Origin of the sequence: Micromonospora lupini (assembly GCF_026342015.1) — a bacterium.
Taxonomy (GTDB): Bacteria; Actinomycetota; Actinomycetes; order Mycobacteriales; family Micromonosporaceae; genus Micromonospora; species Micromonospora lupini_B.
This window is the reverse complement of sequence record NZ_JAPENL010000001.1, coordinates 3,123,424-3,144,880: the sequence shown is the minus strand read 5'-3', so window position 1 is coordinate 3,144,880 and position 21,457 is coordinate 3,123,424. Positions and strand designations below refer to the sequence as shown.

General features: G+C 72.8%; 20 protein-coding genes. 14 read left to right on the top strand and 6 right to left on the bottom strand.

Translation table 11 applies throughout. The annotated features are described in order from the left end of the window. Positions 1-139 precede the first annotated feature (139 nt). Positions 140-529, top strand: a complete 390-nt coding sequence (locus tag OOJ91_RS14605; protein WP_266245165.1) for a hypothetical protein — start codon at positions 140-142, stop codon at positions 527-529. 51 nt (positions 530-580) lie between these two features. Here OOJ91_RS14605 and OOJ91_RS14600 read toward each other — a convergent pair whose 3' ends face one another. Continuing rightward, on the bottom strand, positions 581-799 hold the full coding sequence (locus OOJ91_RS14600; RefSeq protein ID WP_266245163.1) for a DUF397 domain-containing protein: 219 nt from the start codon (positions 797-799) through the stop codon (positions 581-583). A gap of 68 nt (positions 800-867) precedes the next feature. On the opposite strand from OOJ91_RS14600, the gene pepN reads away from it, so the two are divergent. Continuing rightward, entirely contained in the window at positions 868-3,384 is a 2,517-nt protein-coding gene (gene pepN / locus OOJ91_RS14595) for an aminopeptidase N (protein WP_266245162.1), read from the top strand. Positions 3,385-3,431: 47 nt separating this feature from the next. Here the strand turns inward: pepN and OOJ91_RS14590 are convergent, their stop codons facing one another. Next, positions 3,432-4,646 carry an FAD-dependent monooxygenase gene (locus OOJ91_RS14590; protein WP_266245160.1) on the bottom strand — a complete coding sequence of 405 codons (1,215 nt, stop codon included), beginning with the start codon at positions 4,644-4,646 and terminating at the stop codon, positions 3,432-3,434. A 156-nt stretch (positions 4,647-4,802) separates the two neighbouring features. Beyond that, on the bottom strand, positions 4,803-5,462 hold the full coding sequence (locus tag OOJ91_RS14585) for a PadR family transcriptional regulator (protein ID WP_266245159.1): 660 nt from the start codon (positions 5,460-5,462) through the stop codon (positions 4,803-4,805). 392 nt (positions 5,463-5,854) lie between these two features. On the opposite strand from OOJ91_RS14585, the gene nadD reads away from it, so the two are divergent. The 5 genes from nadD (at position 5,855) to OOJ91_RS14560 (ending at position 9,330) form a co-directional block, all read left to right on the top strand. Then, on the top strand, positions 5,855-6,451 hold the full coding sequence (gene nadD, locus OOJ91_RS14580) for a nicotinate-nucleotide adenylyltransferase (RefSeq protein ID WP_266245158.1): 597 nt from the start codon (positions 5,855-5,857) through the stop codon (positions 6,449-6,451). A gap of 110 nt (positions 6,452-6,561) precedes the next feature. Next, on the top strand, positions 6,562-6,969 hold the full coding sequence (gene rsfS / locus OOJ91_RS14575; RefSeq protein ID WP_266245157.1) for a ribosome silencing factor: 408 nt from the start codon (positions 6,562-6,564) through the stop codon (positions 6,967-6,969). Continuing rightward, positions 6,966-7,625: a histidine phosphatase family protein gene (locus tag OOJ91_RS14570; RefSeq protein ID WP_266245156.1), complete on the top strand. Its 660-nt coding sequence runs from the start codon at positions 6,966-6,968 to the stop codon at positions 7,623-7,625. Before rsfS ends, OOJ91_RS14570 begins: the two co-directional genes overlap by 4 nt. A gap of 72 nt (positions 7,626-7,697) precedes the next feature. Then, positions 7,698-8,552, top strand: coding sequence for a DegV family protein (locus tag OOJ91_RS14565; protein WP_266245155.1), 855 nt, complete (start codon positions 7,698-7,700; stop codon positions 8,550-8,552). Between the two features lie 4 nt (positions 8,553-8,556). Next, on the top strand, positions 8,557-9,330 hold the full coding sequence (locus OOJ91_RS14560) for an SDR family NAD(P)-dependent oxidoreductase (RefSeq protein WP_266245154.1): 774 nt from the start codon (positions 8,557-8,559) through the stop codon (positions 9,328-9,330). Positions 9,331-9,403: 73 nt separating this feature from the next. Here the strand turns inward: OOJ91_RS14560 and OOJ91_RS14555 are convergent, their stop codons facing one another. Next, positions 9,404-10,882, bottom strand: coding sequence for an arabinofuranosidase catalytic domain-containing protein (locus OOJ91_RS14555; protein WP_266245153.1), 1,479 nt, complete (start codon positions 10,880-10,882; stop codon positions 9,404-9,406). A 421-nt stretch (positions 10,883-11,303) separates the two neighbouring features. On the opposite strand from OOJ91_RS14555, the gene OOJ91_RS14550 reads away from it, so the two are divergent. The 4 genes from OOJ91_RS14550 to OOJ91_RS14535 all read left to right on the top strand — a co-directional run bounded on the left by OOJ91_RS14550 (position 11,304) and on the right by OOJ91_RS14535 (position 16,111). Beyond that, positions 11,304-12,128 carry a helix-hairpin-helix domain-containing protein gene (locus tag OOJ91_RS14550; RefSeq protein ID WP_266245152.1) on the top strand — a complete coding sequence of 275 codons (825 nt, stop codon included), beginning with the start codon at positions 11,304-11,306 and terminating at the stop codon, positions 12,126-12,128. Beyond that, complete coding sequence (locus OOJ91_RS14545; RefSeq protein ID WP_266245151.1) at positions 12,125-14,533, top strand: ComEC/Rec2 family competence protein; 2,409 nt, start codon at positions 12,125-12,127, stop codon at positions 14,531-14,533. Before OOJ91_RS14550 ends, OOJ91_RS14545 begins: the two co-directional genes overlap by 4 nt. A gap of 178 nt (positions 14,534-14,711) precedes the next feature. Further along, positions 14,712-15,692 (top strand): DNA polymerase III subunit delta, encoded by a 981-nt coding sequence (gene holA / locus OOJ91_RS14540; RefSeq protein WP_266245150.1) that lies wholly within the window; start codon positions 14,712-14,714, stop codon positions 15,690-15,692. A gap of 29 nt (positions 15,693-15,721) precedes the next feature. Then, entirely contained in the window at positions 15,722-16,111 is a 390-nt protein-coding gene (locus OOJ91_RS14535) for a hypothetical protein (protein ID WP_266245399.1), read from the top strand. 317 nt (positions 16,112-16,428) lie between these two features. On the opposite strand, the gene rpsT is transcribed toward OOJ91_RS14535, so the two are convergent. Both rpsT and OOJ91_RS14525 read right to left on the bottom strand, forming a co-directional pair. Continuing rightward, positions 16,429-16,695, bottom strand: a complete 267-nt coding sequence (gene rpsT / locus OOJ91_RS14530; RefSeq protein WP_007464006.1) for a 30S ribosomal protein S20 — start codon at positions 16,693-16,695, stop codon at positions 16,429-16,431. Between the two features lie 320 nt (positions 16,696-17,015). Further along, complete coding sequence (locus OOJ91_RS14525; RefSeq protein WP_266245146.1) at positions 17,016-18,002, bottom strand: phosphotransferase; 987 nt, start codon at positions 18,000-18,002, stop codon at positions 17,016-17,018. 61 nt (positions 18,003-18,063) lie between these two features. On the opposite strand from OOJ91_RS14525, the gene OOJ91_RS14520 reads away from it, so the two are divergent. The 3 genes from OOJ91_RS14520 to OOJ91_RS14510 all read left to right on the top strand — a co-directional run bounded on the left by OOJ91_RS14520 (position 18,064) and on the right by OOJ91_RS14510 (position 21,226). Next, positions 18,064-18,600, top strand: coding sequence for a DUF4240 domain-containing protein (locus tag OOJ91_RS14520; protein ID WP_266245144.1), 537 nt, complete (start codon positions 18,064-18,066; stop codon positions 18,598-18,600). A gap of 117 nt (positions 18,601-18,717) precedes the next feature. Continuing rightward, positions 18,718-20,592: a translation elongation factor 4 gene (lepA, locus tag OOJ91_RS14515; RefSeq protein ID WP_266245142.1), complete on the top strand. Its 1,875-nt coding sequence runs from the start codon at positions 18,718-18,720 to the stop codon at positions 20,590-20,592. 349 nt (positions 20,593-20,941) lie between these two features. Then, positions 20,942-21,226 carry a GlsB/YeaQ/YmgE family stress response membrane protein gene (locus OOJ91_RS14510; RefSeq protein WP_266245139.1) on the top strand — a complete coding sequence of 95 codons (285 nt, stop codon included), beginning with the start codon at positions 20,942-20,944 and terminating at the stop codon, positions 21,224-21,226. The last annotated feature ends 231 nt before the right edge of the window (positions 21,227-21,457 follow it).

The window sequence follows — 21,457 nt, the reverse complement described above, 5'->3', positions numbered from 1 at the left end:
CGTCGACAGCGCGTCGGCTGGCCCCTCCCACGGGCGGCGGAACCTGGTTTGCTGACTGGTGGGGCCGCCGTGAGCCGGCAGCACCGGTCGGCCGGTGCGGCCGACGGCGGGCCGACGGTCACGACCACGGGGAGGGCGCATGCACGACAACAGGTCGCCGCACTGGCGGCAACGGCGGGCGGTCGGGGCAACTGGCGCGGGTCGTGCCCTGCGCTCGCTGATCGGCCCACCCGGTCGGCCGCTGAGGCCGCGCCGGTTCTTCACAGTGCACCTGGGCTTCACCGCGCCGGGCGCGGCCGACGCCCGCGAGCAGGCAGTGGCGTACGCGGAAGCGCTGACCCTGCTGCGCCCGGAGGTGGCCCTCGGCGCGGCGGCCCTGTCGCCGGCCGACGCCTGGCACCGGGCCGAGCGGCTGTTCTGCGGTGCCGTCGGCCCGGACGGGGAGCGTTGCGTCGATGTCGCCGAGCATCCCGGCTTCCACCACGCGCCGGGTCCCGGCGGTCTCGGCTGGGGCGACGGTGATGCCTGACCTGGCGTCGCGGGTGGCGGTCGTTCCCCGCCACCCGCGACCACCTGGCGATCAGTCCAGGTCGAACTCGCCGTCCTGCGCGCCGGCGACGAACGCGTCCCACTCGGCCTGCGTGAAGACGAGCACGGCGCCCTCCGGCTCGGCGGAGTTGCGCATTCCGATCAGATCGTCGACGAACGCGACCTCGACGGCGCTCTCCGAGGTGTCCCCCTCGGCCCGTTGCCAGACCGCCCGGGAGAGGTCGAAGTCGCCCTTGGGGTGCTGCGCCATGGTTCTTTCCTCCAGTGCCGGGGCCGTCTGGGGACCGCGTGCCGATCCCCATCGGGCAGGATAAGCGGATGCCGAGCCTGACCCGTGTAGAGGCGACCGCGCGTGGCGCGGCGATTACTGTCGAGTCCTATCAGGTGGACCTCGACCTGACCGGCGACGGGGACCTGTTCCGTTCCCGCGTCGAGATCCGGTTCCGGGCGGCCCCCGGCGCCGCCACCTTCGCCGAGGTCAAGCCCGCCAACCTCCTGGCGGTACGCCTCAACGACCGCGACATCGACCCCGCCACGTTCACCGACAACCGGCTGCCGTTGGCCGACCTCGCCTCGACGAACACCCTGGTCGTCGAGGCGGAGATGGCGTACTCCAACACCGGGGAGGGGATGCACCGCTTCGTCGACCCGGCCGACGGGGAGACCTACCTCTACGCGGTGACGTTCCTCGACAACGTGCAGCGCATCTTCGCCGCGTTCGACCAGCCCGACCTCAAGGCGTCGTTCACCCTCACGGTCACCGCGCCGCCGCGGTGGACGGTCTCCAGCAACGCCGAGGTGGCCGCCAATCCGGCCCCGGGGCGCTGGGAGTTCGCCCCGAGCGCGCCGTTGTCCACGTACTTCTTCTCGCTGATCGCCGGTCCGTACCACGTGCGGCGGGCCGAGCACGACGGCGTGCCGTTGGGCCTCTACTGTCGACTGTCGCTCGCCGAGCACCTCGACGCCGACGCCGAGGAGATCTTCACCATCACCCGGCAGTGCCTGGACCGGTTCCACCAGCTCTTCGCCGAGCGCTACCCCTTCGGCAAGTACGACCAGGCGTTCGTCCCCGAGTTCAACGCCGGCGCGATGGAAAATCCGGGCATCGTCACCTTCCGCGACGACTACGTGTTCCGCTCGGCGGTCACCGACACCCAGCGCGAGCTGCGGGCCACCACGATCGCCCACGAGATGGCCCACATGTGGTTCGGTGACCTGGTCACCATGCGCTGGTGGGACGACCTGTGGCTCAACGAGTCGTTCGCGGAGTACCTGGGCACCCGTGTCGTCGCCGAGGCGACAGGTTTCGACAAGTCGTGGACCACGTTCGTCATGCGCCGCAAGGCCTGGGGGTACGCGGCCGACCAGCGCCCCTCCACCCACCCGGTCGCACCCCAGGAGGTGGCCGACGCCGACGAGGGCCTGCTCAACTTCGACGGCATCTCGTACGCCAAGGGCGCCTCCGTGCTGCGGCAGCTCGTGGCGTGGCTTGGCGACGAGGCGTTCCTCGCCGGCCTGAACGCGCACTTCGCCGCGCACCGTTTCGGCAACGCCACCCTCGCCGACCTGCTGGCCAGCCTGGGTACGGCCAGCGGCCGGGACCTGTCCGGTTGGGCCGACCTGTGGCTGCGCCAGCCGCAGGTCAACACGCTGCGCGCCGAGGTCGCCGTGGACGCCGACGGCCGTTACACCGAGGTCGCCGTGGTGCAGACCGCGCCCGAGTCACATCCGGTGCTGCGTCCGCACCGGATCGGCGTGGGCCGGTACGCGGCGGACGGCACCGTGCGGCGTGCCGAGGTGGATCTCGACCCGGCCGTCGACGGCGGTCGGACCGTGCTCGGCGAGTTGACAGGCGAGCCGGCGGCCCAACTGCTGCTGCTCAACGACGGCGATCTCACCTTCGCCAAGGTGCGCCTCGACCCGGCGTCGGCGGACGCCGTCGCGCTGCTCCTGCCCGGCCTGGCGGCCCCGCTCACCCGGGCGGTGCTCTGGAGCGAGGCACTGGACGCGGTGACCGACGGGGAGCGGCCGGTCGGCGGCCTGGTCGACCTGATGGTCGCGGCACTGCCCGCCGAGACCGAGGTGATCATCGCGGAGGACGTGCTGACCCTCAGCCGATCCCTTGTGGATCGCTACCTCGACCCGCTGGCCCGGTCGGCGGCGCTGGCCCGGGTCGCCCTGGCCTGCCGGCAGCTTCTGGACGGCGCCAAGGCGGGGGAGTCCCTGCAGCTCGCCGCCGCGCGCGGCTGGATCGCCGCGACCACCGACACGGACCTGCTCGTCGGTTGGCTCGCCGGCCGGGACGTGCCAGCGGGGTTGAAGGTCGACGCCGAGCTGCGGTGGGCCGTGCTGCGCCGGCTCGTGGTGCTGGGCGCGGCCGGGGAGGCGGAGATCGCCGCCGAGGCGGCCGCCGACGTCAGCTCCACAGGCGCGGAACGGGCCGCCCGCTGTCGGGCCGCCCTGCCCGACCCGGCCGCGAAGCAGGCGGCCTGGGAGATCATCGTGCGCGACACCGAGCTGTCCAACCGGCTGCTGGAGGCAACGGCCGAGGGGTTCTGGCAGCCGGAGCAGACCGACCTGACCGCCGCGTACGTCGAGCGGTACTTCACCGAGATGCCGGCTGCCGCGCGTCGGCGTACGGCCTGGACTGCCGATCGGGTGGCGAAGCTGGCGTTTCCCCACTACGCCGTGGCGCAGCCGACCCGGGAGGCGGCCGCGGCGCTGCTGGCCCGCGACGACCTGACGCCGGGCCTGCGCCGGGTGGTCACCGACGCGGACGACGACCTGCGGCGCGCGCTCGTCGCCCGGACGGCGGTGGCCGCCGCGGCCGCCTGAGCCGAGGCGGGCGCGGGGTGGCGTGTCGGCCACCCCGCGCCAGGCGTTCACCGCAGCGCGGTCTCCGCCGTCACGGGGGCGTCGAAGTCGATGACGTAGCGCTGCTCGTGGGCGATGGTCCGCTCCGGGTCCATCGCGGTCCGCATGAGCAGCGGCATCAGCAGCGGCATCAGCGTTCGGGCGACCGGCCCCGGCGCCTTGGCGTGGTTGATCCGCGCCGCGCGGGCGGCGACCTTCTCGACCCGGTCCCGGCGCAGCCGCACGTACGCGTCGAACGCCGACGCCACGTCGGGCAGGTCCCGCAGGCAGCGGGCGAGCTGCACCCCACTCTCGATGGCGAGCGAGGCGCCCTGCCCGGAGCTGTTCGACGGCGCGTGCGCCGCGTCGCCGACAAGCACCATCCGCCCCCGGTGCCAGTGCGGCACGGGCGGCATGATCTGCAACGAGCCGGCGACCTGGAGTTCGTCGGCGGCGCTTGTGGCCATCAGCTCCCGGCCCGGGTCGTCGTCGCCGTAGCTGGTGCGCAGCGTCTCCAGCCACTGGTCCGCCGGCACCGCGCGAGCCTCGACGAGACTCAGCGGTCGCTGCTGCGGCAGGTTGGCGCCCCAGCGGGTGCCGCCGCCGGGCTCCGGCCAGTAGAGGTAGTAGCCACGTCGCCCGAACGCGAACGTCATGGTGCCCGCCTCGGCGTCCACCTCGTGGCGGGCAACCGCCTCGAAACTGAGCAGCCCGGTGAACCGGGGGCCGGGCGCGGCCGGGTCGATGAGGCCACGGACCGTGGACCGGATGCCGTCCGCGCCGACCAGGACATCGGCGGTGGCCGTGCTGCCGTCCTCGAACCGGGCGGTCACGCCGCTGTCGGTCTGCTCGACGGCCACCAGCCGCCGGCCGTACGCGAAGGCGACGCCCTCGGCGGCCGCCCGGTCGTGCAGCACGCGGTGCAGCTGGGCCCGGTGCACCACGCGCAGCGGCGGCACCCCGGCCAGCGTGGGCAGGTCGATGCGCCGACGTCCGACGGCCATGACGCTGCGGTCGATCGGGGTGGCGGTCGCCGTCACCGCCTCGTCGGCGCCGACCGCGCGCAGGGCCGCCACGCCGTTGGGCGCGAGCGCGAGGGTGCCGCCGATGCCGCCCACCCCACTCGCGGTGGCCGGGTAAGCCTCGTGAACGGTGGCGGTGATGCCGGCGCGGTGGAGCGCGAGCGCCGTCACCGGGCCGGCGATGCCGCCGCCGATGACGATCGCGGTTCGTACCGTGGTCATGCTCTCTCCCTGGGTGTCGGTGTGTGCGTGCGAAACCGACCTGGGAGGGAACCCGGTTATCCTCGTGCTTGCCGCTTCGGGCCGGGTGCCTGCTCAGGTGTCGGTTCGAGGTAGGGCTCCGGCGGGGTGTTGGCGCACCCCGCCGGAGCTGTCTGCTCAGTCGGTGGTGTCCGGGGCGCTGCTGGTCCTCTCCGCCAGCTCGATCAGCTCGGCAGGTATCTCGCCGGTCTCGTGGAAGGCCCGCCACATGTCGAGCCCCGGGTAACTTCCGGAGGTCAGCTCGGCGAGCAGGGCTCGCAGCCAGGTCGCCTCCGCGGCTCGCATGGCCAGGTCGTACTCCGCCTCCACCAGGAACAGCCGGGGGATGTCCCGCAGGTAGGCGTCGAGCGTCTCGCGGTCGAGGCGGAGCGCGTCCTCCAGCAGGGCCAGCCGCTGCCGCAGCAGGTCGGTGGCCTCGTCGGGGTGCAGCACGGCGAGGACGGACAGCCCGGCGCGGAAGCGGGGCTGCTCCGGCATCGGGGTGGCGACCAGCTCACGGGCCCAGTCGACAAGCTCCGCCCGCCCCACTTCGGTGATCCGGTAGACGGTGCGTTCCGGGCGCCGGGAATCACGGACGCTCTCCACCGCCTCGATCATGCGGTGTTTGTCCAGATTGCGAATCACCGTGTAGAAGGATCCCCACTTGAACTCCATGTCCTGGTCCTTGCCCCAGGCGCGCAGGGCTGTGGCGATCTCGTACGGGTGCATGGGCCGCTGGACCAGCGCGGACAGCACGGCCAGCGCCAGCAGATTGCCGACCTTGCGCCGCTTCGGCACGACACGCCCCCTTGCTCGTAGGCGATTACTCGTAGACGAGTATAAGCACATCGGCGCCCGCACCGCGACCTCCCCGCGCCGCTCTCCGCGCCGGGTCCGCGACCAGAGTGATCGACTCGCCGGTCCGCGACCGGAGTGATCGACTCGCCGGTCCGCGGCCGGGGTGATCGACTCGCCGGTCCGCGGCCGGGGTGATCGACTCGCCGGTCCGCGACCAGAGTGATCGACTCGCTTTTCCTGAAGCCGCGGTGTCCCGACGGGTGCGATGGGCCGATTTCCAGGAGGGCGAGTCGATCCTCGGCAGGAGGCCGAGACGATCAGCGCGAGGCGGCTTGACGTCGCCGTTGCCGGGCCGGAACGGTCGGCCCGGACGCCCGGCCTACGATCGCAGGGTGGAGGAAGATATCCGGCGGATCGGGATCATGGGCGGCACCTTCGACCCGGTCCACCACGGGCACCTCGTCGCGGCCAGCGAGGTGGCCGACCGCTTCGGCCTGGACGAGGTGGTCTTCGTCCCGACCGGGCAGCCCTGGCAGAAGGCTGACGAGCCGGTCAGCCCCGCCGAGGACCGGTACCTCATGACTGTCATCGCCACCGCCTCCAACCCGCGGTTCCAGGTCAGTCGGGTCGACATCGACCGCAGTGGTCCGACCTACACCGTCGACACCCTGCGCGACCTCCAGGCCGAGTACGGCCCCAAGGTGCAGCTGTTCTTCATCACCGGCGCGGACGCGCTGCAACGGATCCTGTCCTGGAAGGACCTGGACGAGATCTTCGAGCTGGCCCACTTCATCGGGGTGACCCGACCCGGCTTTCCGCTTACCGACGAGCACCTTCCGGCGGACACGGTAAGCCTGATCCAGGTGCCCGCGATGTCCATCTCGTCGACCGACTGCCGGGCGCGGGTGGCCCGGGGCGAGCCGGTGTGGTACTTGGTGCCCGACGGTGTGGTGCAGTACATCGCCAAGCGACGCCTCTATCAGCTCTGATCCCGTCCGATATGCACCGTTTCATGCGCCTAACCGACCAGAACTGACGGGTCGGCACCTCGCCGGGTGTGAGACGCTTGGAGGATCGCACGGTTGATCGAAGGAGAACGGTGACAGTTTCCGAACGCGCTCACGAGCTGGCTATCGCTGCCGCCCAGGCCGCCGCCGACAAGAAGGCGCAGGACATCTCGATCATCGACGTCGGCGACCAGCTCGCCATCACCGACGCGTTCCTGCTCGCCGCCGCCCCCAACGAGCGTCAGGTGCTCGCCATCGTCGACGCCATCGAGGAGCGCCTGCTGGAGCTTCCGGAGAAGGCCAAGCCGATCCGGCGCGAGGGTGAGCGTGGCGGCCGCTGGGTGCTGCTCGACTACGTCGACATCGTGGTGCACGTCCAGCACACCGAGGAGCGCGAGTTCTACGGGCTCGACCGGCTCTGGAAGGACTGCCCCACCATCCCGTTCGTCGACCGCGACCTGGTCGAGGCCGACGCCGGCGGGACCGCCGCAGCCGAATGACCCGGCTGATCGTCTGGCGGCACGGCAACACCGACTGGAACGCCGCCAACCGCGTCCAGGGGCACTCCGACGTACCCCTCAACGAGCTTGGCCGCGACCAGGCCCGCGCCGCCGCCCCGCTGCTCGCCTCGTTGCGTCCCGACGCGATCGTGTCCAGCGACCTGAGCCGCGCCACGGAGACCGCGGCGGCGTTGGCCGCGCTGACCGGGCTGCCGGTCCGCACCGACGCCCGGCTGCGCGAACGGCACTTCGGCCAGTGGCAGGGCCTGCACCTCACCGAGGTCGCCGAGCGCTTCGGAGACGAGTACGCCCGCTGGCGGGCCGGCGACCCCGACCCGGGCGCCGATCTGGAACCGCTGCACGACCTGGGCGAACGAGTCGCCGCAGCCCTGCGGGAAGCGGCCGACGCGGCCCCCGACGGCACGGTGGTCATCGCCACCCACGGCGGCAGCTCCCGCCAGGGCGTCGGCCACCTGCTCGGCTGGCCTCCCGACGTGCTGCGCACCATCGGCTCGCTTGCCAACTGCCACTGGACCGAGCTGCGGCACGCACCCGGCGCGCCGGCAGTCGGCCGTCCCCAGGACGCCAGGGGTTGGCAGCTGCGGGGGCACAACGTCGGCCTGGTCACCGCGCCGGCCGTCGTCGAAGCGGTCTGAGCGCCGTTCCCGCCCGAAGCCGGGGCGCTCACGCCTCGGCGTATCCCGTCGTGATCGGCTAGCGTGCCGGGCATGCCCGTCGCGGTCGTCACCGACTCCACCGCCTACCTCCCACCCGAGCTGGTGCGGCGGCACCGGCTGACAGTCGTCCCGCTTACCGTCGTGCTCAACGGCGCGGAGGGTCTGGAGGGGGTGGAGACCCAGCCCGCCGACGCCACCCGGGCGCTGCGCGAGCGGCGGGTCTCGGCCAGCACCTCCCGCCCGGCGCCCGAGCAGTTCACCCGGACGTACCGCCGCCTCCTCGACGACGGCGCCGACGGCGTCGTCTCGGTGCACCTGTCCGCAGGCCTGTCCGGCACCGTCGAGGCGGCCCGGCTGGCCGCAGCCGACTTCGACGGCCGCGTCGAGGTCGTCGACAGCCGCTCCGCAGGCATGGGACTCGGCTTCCCGGCCATCGCGGCCGCCAGGGCCGCCGAGGCCGGGGCGAACCTCGCCGGTGTACGCGACGCGGCGCTCGCCTCCGTCGCCCGGACCACCGTCTGGTTCTACGTCGACACGTTGGAGTTCCTCCGCCGGGGCGGCCGGATCAACGCGGCCGAGGCGCTGCTCGGCACCGCCCTGTCGGTCAAGCCGATCATGCACATGCCGGACGGGGCGATCGTGCTGCGCGAGAAGGTCCGTACCGCCAGCCGGGGAGTGGCACGTCTCGTCGACCTGGCCGTCGAGTCGGCCGGCGACGACGACGTGGACCTCGGCGTGCACCACCTGGCCGCGCCGCAACGCGCCGACGCGCTGCTCGCCGCGCTCACCGGGCGGCTCGGGGCACGGCTGCACGACACGTACGTCTCCGAGGCCGGCGCGGTCGTCGCCGCGCACGCCGGCCCGGGCCTGGCGTGTGTGGTCGTCCACCGGCGGTCGGAGGGCTGAGCCGGTGGCCACCGCGTGTGTGGTGACAGGTGGCGGCCGTGGCGTCGGCCGGGCCGTGGTGCAACGGTTGGTGACGACAGGCGTCACAGTCGTCGTGGTGGAGCGCGACACCGAGGCGGTGGACTGGCTGGCCAGGCACCCGGCCGCCGACCGCCTGCTGTCGGTGGTCGGCGACGCCGGCGACGAGCGGGTTGCCGAGCGCGCCGCCGAGGTGGCGGAGCGCGCCGCCCGTCTCACCGGTTGGGTGAACAACGCCGCAGTCTTCCGGGACGCGGCGCTGCACTCGGCATCGGCCGACACCGTCCTGGACCTGATCGGGCTGAACCTGCGTCCGGCCGTGGTGGGCGCGGCGGTGGCGGTCCGCCGGTTCCTGGCCGCCGGCACGGGCGGGGCCATCGTGAACGTCTCGTCGCACCAGGCCCGCCGGCCGGTGTCGGGCGCCCTGCCGTACGCCACGGCGAAGGCAGCCGTGGAGGGGCTGACCCGGGCGCTTGCCGTCGAGTACGGGCGGCACGGCATCCGCGCCAACGCCGTCGCGCTCGGCTCGATCGCCACCGAGCGGCACGCCGAGTTCCTCGCCGCTCAGGAGCCGTCGCAGGCCGAATGGATAGACGCCGAGCTGACCCGGCTACACCCGGTGGGCCGGATCGGGCGTGCCGAGGAGGTGGCGGAGGCTGTCGCGTACCTGCTGTCGCCGGCGGCGAGCTTCGTCAACGGGGTGACGCTGCCTGTCGACGGCGGACGAGCGGTGCTCGGCCTCGACCCGGAGGCCCGCTGATCCGCTGATCCGGCGCGGGCGTGCCGCCTCCGCGTCGTGGTGCTGACGCCGAGGCGGCACGCCGGTTGCCTGATCAGCTACGCAGGGCCCACTGCTGGTTCTGCTGCCCGTTGCAGGCCCAGAGGATGATCTTCGTGCCGTTCGCGGTGCCGGCGCCGTTGGCGTCGAGGCAGAGCCCCGACTGGACGCCGCTGATGGAGCCGTTGGAGTTGAGGTTCCACTGCTGGTTGGCCTGACCGTTGCAGTCCCAGATGATCACCTGGGTGCCGTTTGTGGTGCCCTGGCCGTTGGCGTCGAGGCACTTGTTGCCGTACACCTGGATCTGCTTTCCGCTGGTGTAGGTCCAGCGTTGGGCGGCGCTGTTGCTGATGCAGTCCCAGAGCTGCACCTGGGTGCCGTTGGTGGTCGTGCCGTTGGGGACGTCCACGCAGCGGCCGGACTGGGCGCCCACGACCTGGGCGTTCTGCTGCGGGTTCGCACCGCCGGCGGGGGTGTAGGCGGCAGCGGCGATGTTGGCCTGGACGGCGTCGTCGGTGGCGGCCGACGGGTAGCCGGACGTCAACACACCCTCGAAGAAGGTGCCCCGGCCGGTGATGCTGTTGTCGCCACCGATACCGAGCAGGATCGCCCCCTCCTTCTTCATGGGGTTGTAGCCGTTGGGGCGTCGACCGTCGAAGTAGGTGGTCAGGCCGCCCGACTGCGCGTTCCCACCCCGGATCGCCCAGTGGTTCGGCTCGCCCTTGACCATGGCGGTCACGAAGCGGTGGTTGATGGGCGCGATGTTGTTGTAGCCGGCGTTCACCCCGGAGAAGAGCCCCCACTCGAGGTCGGCCATGATCCAGGGGCCGGCGCCGGCGCCGTAGCCCCACTGCTTGTTCGCGCCGAAGTAGACGGTCTCCATGATGGCGCGTTCGTCCGCCTGGACGTTTGTCTGCGCGTTGCCGTAGTCGAAGCAGCACCACTGGTTGTAGTGCGTGCCGTCGACGACGGCGTAGATGCCCTCGGGCTGGTCGCCGGTCGCGACGCCGTTGGTGTTGTTGTTGCGGTAGCCGGTGCCGGGGGCGATGTAGACGCCGTACGCCTTCTGGCCGCCGATGGTGACAGGTGCCGCCTTCGCGTCGGCGAGGTTGTCGTACCCGCCTGCGGCGGGGCCGCTGAAGCCGCCCGGAGGCGCCTGGGTGAGACGGTTGTTGCGGCCGGACTGGTCGTAGATGATCGTGATCACGCAGTTCGTGTTGGCGCAGAACGTGTCCTGCGTGGCGGCGTTGGCGACGCCGCCGGCAGCGAGCACGCCGACGTCGCGGGTGGTGTTGTCCGACGAGCGGCGGACCTGGTAGAGCGGGCCGTTGTACGCGCCGTACAGGGCTCGGGTGGTGCTGTGCGCGGCCACGCACGGCGTGCCGCCGGAGGCGTAGATGTCACACGGGCCGGTGCCGGCGGCCCGGGCGACGCCTGGCGACTCCGAGACCACGTAGGCGCCGGCGCCGGCGGCGAGGACCAGCAGGGTCCCCGCGGCGGCCAGCAGACGGCTCAACCTTGTCTTCACGTCCATGGATTCCTCTTCACTTGGTGGTGGGTGGTGGGTGGTGGGTGGTGGGGATGGATGGCGGCCAGGGAGCCGACGGACGTCGACGGAGGGGGTGTCCGTCGTGCGGGCGCGCCTCGGTGGGACGGCACGGGTCCGCGGTGCGGGACGTGCCGCGTGCCCGTTTCCGGTGGGTGGGCGCGGCACGGGATCGATCCGCTGGGCGCTGGTGCACCGTGACGTCACACGTCACACCTCTAACATTAATGGCTGTCCATGCGCCCGCGCTACCTCCCGTGCCCGACCCCGGTGCGCCGCGACTGTCGTTGCCCGAGCGGGCCGGTAGCAGATCAGGACATGATCAGGGCGTTGTCCACAGTGGCGCCGGCTGTCCACAGGTCGAGGCCGCAGCGCCCCGGCGTACCGCCCATCGTCCTAGCGTCGCGGTGTGTCGCAGGACGAGGAGACAGAGGTACGCCAGCGTCTGCGCCGGTTGACGGCCCCGACGGGTGGCGGCGTGCCGCTCGCGGGGGTGCCCCCGTTCGGTGCGCCGCCACCCCGGGCCGGTGCGCCGTCACCCCGGGCCGGTGCGCCGTCGATCAACCTGGCGGCGGACGTGCCCCCCGATGCCGACGGCGGTGCGGCACGGCTGCCCGGCCCCGGGGCGTTCGATCCGGGGCGGCGCGGCGTGCGGGCGCTGGCGGTCGTCGCCCTCGTGGTGGTGCTGGCCGCAGCGGGTTGGGCCTGGCGGTCGCGGCCGCACGCGGAACCGGTCGCCCCGTCGACAGGCGAGGCGGCCCCGGCCGTTGCGGCGGAGCAGGGGAGCGCGTCGGCGGCCGGCGAGCTGGTGGTGGCGGTCGCGGGCAAGGTCCGCAGGCCCGGGTTGGTGCGCCTGCCGGCCGGAGCGCGGCTCGGCGACGCCGTGCAGGCGGCCGGCGGTCCGCTGCCCGGGGTCGACGTGGCGCTGCTCAACCCCGCCCGCAAGGTCACCGACGGCGAGTTGATCGTGGTCGGAGTGACGCCACCATCCGCGCCGGGGGGTGGGGCCGATCCGGCGGCCGCCGGATCGCCGGCGGTCGGCGGCGCGCTGAACCTCAACACCGCGACGCTGGCGCAGCTCGACGCGCTGCCCGGGGTGGGGCCGGTGCTCGCCCAGCGGATCCTCGCCTACCGCGATCAGCACGGCGGGTTCAAGGGTGTCGGTGACCTGCGCCAGGTCGACGGGATCGGTGACGCGCGTTACGAGCAGCTCAAGGATCTGGTGACGGTGTGAGCGGCGGTCACCCGACGCCGTCGGGCCGCCCGGCCGTAGCCCCACCTCGGACTCCGCCGCCGGATCTTCGGCTCGCCGGGCTGGCCGTGGCCGCCTGGCTCACCGCGCTCACCGGCCTGCACGTCGGCGTCCGCCCGCTCGTGCTGGCGGGCGGGACGGCGGCCGTGCTGTCGGCGCTGAGCGCCCTGCACCTGCTCGGCCGGCTCGGTCACCCTCGGGCGCTCGCCCGCCGGCACGGCTGGATCGCCGTCGTGGTCGGCCTCGGCGTGCTCTGTGGCGCGGCGGCGGCAGTCGGCCGCCTGGCTGTCCGGGACGCGCCGCCGATCCGCGACCTGGCCGAGCAGCGCGCTCCGGTCACCGCCGAGCTGGTCGTCCACGATGATCCACGCCCGATCCGATCCGCCGGCCGTCCCGGCATGCTGCTGGTGTCGACTGAGCTGATTCGGCTGACCGGTCCGAACGGTCAGCGGATTCGCGCGTCGGCGCGGCTGCTGGTCCTGGCCACCGACCCGGGCTGGCGAGGTCTGCTGCCCGGGCAGCACGTGACCGCCGAGGGTCGCCTCGGCGTTCCGCGCGGCGGCGATCTCACCGCCGCGGTGCTCGGCGCCACCGGTCCCCCCGAACGGCACGGTGCGGCGTCCTGGGCGCAGCGCGCCGCCGGCACGCTGCGTGCCGGCCTGCAACGGGCCTGTGCGCCCCTCCCCGACGATCCAGGTGGCCTGCTGCCGGGGCTGGTGGTGGGGGACACCAGCCGCCTGCCGCCCGCCGTCGAGGAGGACTTCCGGGCGACCGGCATGACACACCTCAACGCCGTGTCGGGCAGCAACGTGGCGATCGTGTTGGGCGCGGTGCTGTTGCTGGCCCGCTGGGCACGCGCCGGCCCGTGGCTCGCCGGCCTGCTCTGCGGGGTGGCGCTTGTGGGGTTCGTCATCCTGGTCCGCCCGTCGCCGAGCGTCGTCCGGGCCGCCACGATGGGGGCGATCGGGCTCGTCGCGCTGGCCGCCGGTCGACCCCGGGCCGCGCTGCCCGCACTGGCCGCCGCCGTCACGGTGCTGGTACTGCTCGACCCCGAGTTGGCCGGCGACGCCGGGTTCGCGCTGTCCGTGCTGGCCACCGGGGGTCTGCTGCTGCTCGCGCCGCGCTGGCGCGACGGGCTGCGCCGCCGGGGTGTCCCAGCCGGGCTGGCCGAGGCGTTGGCGGTGCCGGCGGCCGCCCAGGTGGCCTGCGGGCCGGTCGTCGCCGGGATCTCCGGCACGGTCAGCCTGGTCGCCGTGCCGGCCAACCTGCTGGCGGTGCCGGCGATCGCCCCGGCGACGGTGCTGGGCGTGACGGCTGCCGTGCTGTCACCGATCTGGCCGGGCGGCGCCGGGTTCGTCGCGTGGCTGGCCAGCTGGCCGGCCTGGTGGCTGGTCGTCCTCGCCCGTCACGGCGCCCGTCTCCCGGCCGGCACCCTGCCGTGGCCGGGCGGCGCGTGGGGCGCCCTGTTGCTTGCCGCACTGACCGTGGCGCTGCTGGTCGCCGCGCGTCGACAGCTGGTGCGCCGGCTGGTGGCGGTCGTCGCCGTCGCCGCGCTGCTCGGCACGCTACCGGTCCGGCTGCTGGCCACCGGCTGGCCGCCGCCCGGTTGGGTGGTGGTGGCCTGTGCGGTGGGGCAGGGCGACGCTCTGGTGCTGCCCGTCGCCCCCGGCCGGGCGGTGGTGGTCGACGCCGGCCCGGACCCGGGCGCGGTGGACGGGTGCCTGCGGCGGCTCGGCATCCGGGAGGTGCCGCTGCTGGTGGTCAGCCACTTCCACGTCGACCACGTGGGCGGGGTGGCCGGGGTGTTCCGGGGCCGGCGGGTGACCGCCGTGCTGACCCCGCCATCGACGGATCCGGCGAGCGGCCGGGACGCGGTCCGCGCGGCGGCGATGAGCGGGCGGGCCACGTTGCTCGGCACCACCGCCGGGGCGCTGCATCGGGTCGGCGGCGTCGACCTGCTCGTGCTCGGTCCGCCGTATCCGCTGGCGGGCACCAGATCCGACCCGAACAACAATTCGTTGCTGCTGCGCGCCACGGTCGCCGGCGTGCGGATCCTGCTGCCCGGCGACGCCGAGACCGAGGAGCAGCACGCTGTGCTGGCCCGGGTGGCGCCGGGACAGCTGAGGGCGGACGTGCTGAAGGTCGCCCACCACGGCTCGGCGTATCAGGACGACGGCTTCCTCGCCGCCGTACGACCGGCGGTGGCTTTGGTGCCGGTCGGCGCGGGCAACACCTACGGGCACCCGAACCCGGCGCTTCTGACCCGGCTGAGCAGGGGCGGCGCCCGGGTCCTGCGGACCGACACCGACGGTGACCTGGCCGCGATCCGGACCGGCGACGGCCTCGCGGTGGCCCGCCGAGGGGTGCGACCCGGACGACCACCGTGAGAGTCGACCGTGGGGTAGGCCCGCGCTGCCGTGGAAATTGCAGCGCAATTGAGGAAATGGTGACCGTCTTGCGGATTAGATGGCGAACCGAGGTAAATGTCTGGATTTGCGCTTAGTGCGGGCTGCACCGACCGGGCGGCGAATGACCAGGCCCGTACCCGCCATTGGCCGTGCGAATATGGGCGGCGTGACCCCCGCCAGCCTCGCCCCCATTCTGCTCGTCCTCGGCGACGAGGAGTTGCTCGCCACGCGCGCCGTGACCGAAGCTGTCGAGCGGGTCCGCAGCGTCGAGGCCGAGGCGGACGTCCGCGAGTACCAGGCAGGCGCGCTCACCGTCGGTGAGATCGCCGAGATGCTCAGCCCATCGCTGTTCGGCGGGCGACGGCTGCTCATCCTGCGCTCCGGCCAGGACGCCCGGAAGGACCTGGTCGCCGCGCTGCTGGCGTACGCGAAGAACCCCGACCCGGACGTCCAACTGCTGGTGCTGCACCTGGGCGGCGCCAAGGGCAAGGCGTTCGCCGACGGGCTACGGTCGGCAGGCGCGACGGTGATCCCGGCGGCGAAGCTCAAGGGGCACCGCGACCGGGTCGCCTTCGTCCGCGACGAGATCCGCCGGGCCGGCGGAAAGTGCACAGACGACGCCGCCGAGGCGCTGATCGCGGCCGTCGGCAACGACCTGCGCGAGCTGGCCGCCGCCTGCTCCCAGCTCATCGCCGACACCGACGGGCGGATCAGCGCCGAGACGGTGGCCCGCTACTACCGGGGCCGGGTCGAGGTGACCGGCTTCACGGTGGCGGACGCCACAATGGTCGGCGACGTGCCGGCCGCCCTGGAGGCGCTGCGCTGGGCACTGCACGTCGGTGTCGACCCGGTGCCCATCGCCGATGCCCTGGCCGACGGCGTGCGTACGGTCGCCCGGGTGGCGTCGGCCGGGCGGGGTAACCCGTACCAGCTCGCCAGCAGTCTCGGGATGCCGGCCTGGAAGATCGAGCGGGCGCAGCGACAGGGGCGCGGCTGGACGCCGGAGGGGCTGGTCCGGGCCATGCAGGTCGCCGCCGAGTGCAACGCGGCCGTCAAGGGTGGCTCGGACGACCGGGCGTACGCCCTGGAACGCGCGGTCTTCTCTGTGGTGGCCGCCCGGCAGGGCAGCGGCCGGTGACGGGGTCCAACCGTGCGGCGTGGGCCACCATGCCCGTCGACGAGGAGCGGTACCGGCCGCTCTACGCCCGGCTCCTCGGCCTGCGGTTCGTCAACCCCGGCGGTGTGCTCTGCTTCCTCTTCTTCGAGGGCACCATCGCCCTGGCGGTGCTGCTCGCCCTCGCGGAGCTGGTGACCTGGTGGGCGGTGCTGGTGCTGCCCGTCGTGGTGGCGGCGATGGTCAAGCTCAACGACATGGTGGCCGCCGTGGTGGTCCGCTCCGCCGCGCTCGTGCCCGAGCAGGAGCGCGACCGTTTCCGCAGGCAGATGGAGCCGGTGGTCGGCCGGGCCCGGGTCGAGTGGGTCTCGAACGGCGTGACCGGAGTGGTGGTCACGGCGGACCCGGTGCGACCCACCCGCCGTACCGACCCGTCGGACTGACCGCCGCCGAGCGCGCTGCCAACCCCGGCACCGAGCCCGGTGCCTGCGACTTCGCCTGCTTCGCCGGCAGCGTGGGCGTGTCGGTCAGCCTGCTTCGCCGGCAGCGTGGGCGTGTCGGTCAGCCTGCTTCGCCGGCAGCGTGGGCGCGTCGGTCAGCCTGCTTCGCCGGCAGCGTGGGCGCGTCGGTCAGCCTGCTTCGCCGGCAGCGCGGACGCGTCGTTGAGCCCGCCGAGGCCAGCACGTCGACCGATCCGTGGGCACACGGAAGCCCCGGACCGATGGTCCGGGGCTTTCCGAATCAGTCTGACGGCGAGTCGTCAGGCGGAGAGAGCCACCACGCGCTTCGCGATCGCGGACTTGCGGTTCGCGGCCTGGTTGGAGTGGATCACGCCCTTGCTGACGGCCTTGTCCAGCTTGCGAGAGGCGTCCAGCATGAGGGCGGTGGCCTTCTCGACGTCACCGGCCTCGGCAGCCTCGTTGAACTTCCGGACGGCGGTCTTCAGCGACGACTTGACCGACTTGTTACGCAGCCGGGCCTTCTCGTTCTGCCGGTTGCGCTTGATCTGGGACTTGATGTTCGCCACGCGACAGCCTCGTCTTGATAGCTCGGGTTGGTCAGCTTCTGTGCGCCGGATGACGAACATGCGTCACCGCTGCGCGAAGAGCCAGGTTACCAGGTCGCCCGGGACGAGCCAAAACGGCTCGGCCGGATACGGCGTCCGCTCGGGTCGCAGGCGTCAACCGTGCGCCTCGGCTTCCTGGAAATCGGGGTGTCCGCCCGCAGCTGACAGCCCGGTTTACAGGAACCCGAGTCGATCACGGGCTGCCGTGCCGTCGAGGCTGCCGCCGTCGAGGCCGCCGCGCCGTCGAGGCCGCCGCGCCGCCGAGGCCGCCGTGGCCGCTGTCACCGCCAGCCCTGCCGGCGGGCGAGCCAGTCGAGGGCCTGTTCGCCGCTCCACCGCTGGTGCGCCACCCGGTGCGGAGAGGCAGTCACGGGTGTCGCGTCCGCTCCGGTGAGGTAGTAGCCGGCCAACGCCGCCAGGGTGGCGTCCAGCGCGTCCGGGGGAGCGCCCGACGCCGCCGGGTGCCCCGCGAAGAGTCGGTCGGCGTCCAGCCCACTCGCGTATGCGGTGAGCAGCAGGCCGGCCAGGTCGAACCAGGCCGGCCCGGAGCAGGCCCAGGTCCAGTCGCAGAACCAGGCCCGACGGTCACCGTCGATGAGCACGTTGTCCACCCGCAGGTCGCCGTGGATCATGCTGGTCGCGCCGTCCGCGTAGCGGGGGAGGCGGGACTCCAGCGCCACCAGCTCGGGCAGTCGGCCACGGGCCGCGGCGGGCAGCGTCGGGAGCGGTTCCCGGCCGGCGGCGACCTCCTCCCACCACAGGATGTCCGAGCGGGCCAGCTCGGCGAGCTGTGGCAGGCCGAGCGCGGTCAGCCCGGCCGGCGGGGTGGCCAGGGCGGCGGCGACCTCGGCGTACGCGGCGAGCGTGGCGTCCAGCTCGGCGGGCGTCCAGGGCAGGCGTGGGGTGTGGCCGTCGACCGCGTCGGTGCAGAGCGCGAACCAGCCGGAGTCGTCTAGCGTCCACCGCAGGCGGGGCGCCGGCAGGCCGGCCGGCAGCCGGTCGAGGATCGCGGCCTCCCGCGCGTACCCCTGCACGAGGCGCGGTTGCCCGACGACGGGTGCCGCCTTGACGAAGGCCCGGCCGCCGTCGGCGGTGTCGAGCACGGCGGCGAAGCCCCGGGTGAAGCCGGCGGCGGCGACCCGGGCGGCGACCACCGGCGCGCCCAGGCGGCCGGCGATCGCGGCCCGCAGCGCCGCCGGCAGGGCCGGCCACGACGGGCGCAGGGCACCCGCGTGGTACGGCACCGGGGGCAGCGGCGGGGAGGACACCCCACCATGCTGCCCCGGGGTACGTGCGCGGCGCGCGGCGACACTGCCAGACTGCCAAGCCATGAGGACCGAGGACTTCTGGCAGCTGATCGACAAGGCCCGCGCCGGGGGCGGGGGAGAGCCGGGGCCGGTCGCCGCGCGGGCCGTCTCCCTGCTCGCCGAGCGCGACCCGGAGGACATCGTCGGGTACGCCCACCACCAGCGCAGGGTGCTGGCGGCCTCGCACAAGGCGGACCTGTGGGGCGCGGCGTACCTGATCAACGGCGGCGCCTCGGCGGACGGCTTCGAGCACTTCCGGGGCTGGCTGATGACCCAGGGGCGGGCGGTCTTCGCCGGCGCGGTCACCGACCCCGACTCGCTGGCCGAGCTGCCCCAGGTGCGGGCCGCGTCGCTCAGCGGGGAGGAGTTCTCCGCCGAGCGGATGCTCTCGGTGCCGTGGGACGCGTACCGCAAGGCCACCGCGTCGGAGTTGCCGGAGGACCGCGAGCCGGTGCGGACGCCCGATCTGAACGATTTCTGGGACTTCGACGACGAGGAGGAGGCCCGGCGTCGCCTGCCCCGGCTGGCCGCGCTGTTCGTCGAGCCGCCCATTGAGTGAGAGGTTCTCGGGGCCGATCCGTCGCCCGCGCAGCGGGCGTACCCCGGCGGCGTGGGAACATGGAGGGGGTCGGCGGCGCGCCGGCCTGTTCACGTCAGCCGACCAGAACGGACCGCTGTGCCACCGAAGCTCGATCCCGGCGCGAACGCCCCTGGTGCCACCGACCCCGGTCGCATCCGGAACTTCGGCATCATCGCCCACATCGACCACGGGAAGTCGACCCTGGCCGACCGGATGTTGCAGCTCACCGGCGTGGTCGACCCCCGGCAGATGCGCGCGCAGTACCTGGACCGGATGGACATCGAGCGCGAGCGCGGCATCACCATCAAGAGCCAGGCCGTCCGGATGCCGTGGACCATCCGCGAGGGCGAGCGGGCCGGTGAGCACGCGGTGCTCAACATGATCGACACCCCGGGGCACGTCGACTTCACCTACGAGGTGTCCCGGTCGCTGGCCGCCTGCGAGGGCGCCGTGCTGCTTGTCGACGCCGCGCAGGGCATCGAGGCGCAGACCCTTGCCAACCTCTACCTGGCCCTCGAGAACGACCTGCGCATCATCCCGGTGCTCAACAAGATCGACCTGCCGGCCGCCCAGCCGGAGAAGTACGCCGAGGAGCTGGCGCACCTCATCGGCGGCGACCCCGCCGACTGCATCCGGGTCTCCGGCAAGACCGGCGAGGGCGTATCGCACCTGCTCGACGAGATCGTCCGCCAGTTCATCCCGCCGGTCGGCGACGCCGAGGCGCCCGCCCGGGCGATGATCTTCGATTCGGTGTACGACGTCTACCGTGGCGTCGTCACGTACGTCCGGGTCATCGACGGCCGGATCAGCGCCCGCGACCGGATCAAGATGATGTCCACCGGCGCGGTGCACGAGTTGCTGGAGATCGGCGTCATCTCACCGGAGATGGTGAAGGCCGAGGCGCTGGGTGTCGGCGAGGTCGGTTACCTGATCACCGGCGTCAAGGACGTCCGGCAGTCCCGGGTGGGTGACACGGTCACCATCAACTCCCGGCCGGCGGCCGAGGCGCTCGGCGGCTACAAGGACCCGAAGCCGATGGTCTACTCCGGTCTCTATCCGATCGACGGGTCCGACTACCCGAACCTGCGGGAGGCCCTGGACAAGCTCAAGCTCAACGACGCCGCACTCGACTACGAGCCGGAGACCTCCGGCGCGCTCGGGTTCGGCTTCCGTTGCGGCTTCCTCGGCCTCCTCCACCTGGAGATCATCCGGGAGCGGCTGGAGCGCGAGTACAACCTCGACCTGATCTCCACCGCGCCCAACGTGGTGTACCGGGCGATCACCGACGACGGCGCCGAGATCGTCGTCACCAACCCCAGCGAGTACCCCAACGGCAAGATCGCCGAGGTGTACGAGCCGGTGGTGCGGGCCACCGTCCTGACGCCGAACGACTACGTGGGCGCGGTGATGGAGCTCTGCCAGGGCCGGCGCGGCAGCCTGCTCGGCATGGACTATCTCTCGGCCGACCGGGTGGAGCTGCGCTACACGCTGCCCCTCGCCGAGATCATCTACGACTTCTTCGACCAGTTGAAGAGCCGTACCAAGGGCTACGCCTCGCTCGACTACGAGCCCTCCGGCGAGCAGGCGTCCGAGTTGGTGAAGGTGGACATCCTGCTGCACGGCGAGCCGGTGGACGCGTTCAGCGCCATCGTGCACAAGGACAAGGCGTACAACTACGGCGTCACGATCGCCGCCAAGCTGCGTACCCTCATCCCGCGCCAACAGTTCGAGGTGCCGATCCAGGCGGCCATCGGCAGTCGGGTCATCGCCCGGGAGACCATCCGCGCGATCCGCAAGGACGTGCTTGCCAAGTGCTACGGCGGCGACATCAGCCGTAAGCGCAAGCTGCTGGAGAAGCAGAAGGAAGGCAAGAAGCGGATGAAGATGGTCGGCCGAGTCGAGGTGCCGCAGGAGGCCTTCATCGCCGCCCTGTCCTCCGACTCCGCCGACAGCAAAACCCCCAAAAAGTAACCCCCCTCCCCGGGTCCCGCCTGGGCCGGCCTCCCCCGCGCGGTGATCAAGAGCTTTGCGTCAGCCGGGACCCGGATCCTGACGCGAACCTCTTGATCACCGGCGCCGGGCGCGCGCGAGAGCCCGGCCGGGGAAATTTTTTGGGGCGTGGCGTCAGGTCGTCGCCCTGGGCAACATGATGCCTGACCTGTGTGGACGTATTTCCCCTCCAATCGACGCAGCCGTCCGGCATCGACGCCGACAACTTCCGCACGGTTGAGTCGGTTTGGATTTTTGGTGGGTCGGGAACTTAGTCGCCACGACAGGAAGCACACATTGTGTGTCAGACATTCTTAGAAGGAGGGCGACCGTGGAGCTCACCGTGTGGGGCATCATCACTGCCATCGTTGTTGGTCTCATCGTCGGGGCGCTCGGCCGCCTGGTTGTCCCGGGTCGGCAGAACATGCCGATGTGGCTGCACCTGCTGATCGGCGTCGGCGCGGCTCTGCTGGGGACGGTGCTGGCGCGGGCGATGGGTATCGCGACCGAGACGTCGGGTATCGACTGGACGGAGCTGCTGGTGCAGGTCGTGGTGGCCGCGATCGCGGTCGCGCTGGTGGCCGGTGTGGGTGGCCGCCGCCGCGTCACCCGATGACACAAGCACACCCGTAACACCGAACCACTTCCGAGGGGCGCCCGGCCGACAGGCCGGGCGCCCCTCGGCGTTCGTCGGCCGGCTCGACGGTCCGGTCAGCCGGGGCCGAATCGGCGCGGCGTCGCCTTGATCCACTCCACATCGGCGATGTGGGCCTCTCCCGCCGCCGCGATACCCCAATCTCGGCGAGCTGGTGTCGATCATTCCCGGGCGGCGGGCCGGCGGGCGGCG

Excerpts from the sequence above, each read along its gene's own strand:
- holA (WP_266245150.1), top strand. The coding sequence starts at position 14,712 with ATGGGCGGCGTGACCCCCGCCAGCCTCGCCCCCATTCTGCTCGTCCTC.
- OOJ91_RS14590 (WP_266245160.1), bottom strand. The coding sequence starts at position 4,646 with ATGACCACGGTACGAACCGCGATCGTCATCGGCGGCGGCATCGCCGGC.
- OOJ91_RS14565 (WP_266245155.1), top strand. The coding sequence starts at position 7,698 with ATGCCCGTCGCGGTCGTCACCGACTCCACCGCCTACCTCCCACCCGAG.
- OOJ91_RS14555 (WP_266245153.1), bottom strand. The coding sequence starts at position 10,882 with ATGGACGTGAAGACAAGGTTGAGCCGTCTGCTGGCCGCCGCGGGGACC.
- OOJ91_RS14535 (WP_266245399.1), top strand. The coding sequence starts at position 15,722 with ATGCCCGTCGACGAGGAGCGGTACCGGCCGCTCTACGCCCGGCTCCTC.
- OOJ91_RS14570 (WP_266245156.1), top strand. The coding sequence starts at position 6,966 with ATGACCCGGCTGATCGTCTGGCGGCACGGCAACACCGACTGGAACGCC.
- OOJ91_RS14520 (WP_266245144.1), top strand. The coding sequence starts at position 18,064 with ATGAGGACCGAGGACTTCTGGCAGCTGATCGACAAGGCCCGCGCCGGG.
- OOJ91_RS14605 (WP_266245165.1), top strand. The coding sequence starts at position 140 with ATGCACGACAACAGGTCGCCGCACTGGCGGCAACGGCGGGCGGTCGGG.
- OOJ91_RS14600 (WP_266245163.1), bottom strand. The coding sequence starts at position 799 with ATGGCGCAGCACCCCAAGGGCGACTTCGACCTCTCCCGGGCGGTCTGG.
- pepN (WP_266245162.1), top strand. The coding sequence starts at position 868 with ATGCCGAGCCTGACCCGTGTAGAGGCGACCGCGCGTGGCGCGGCGATT.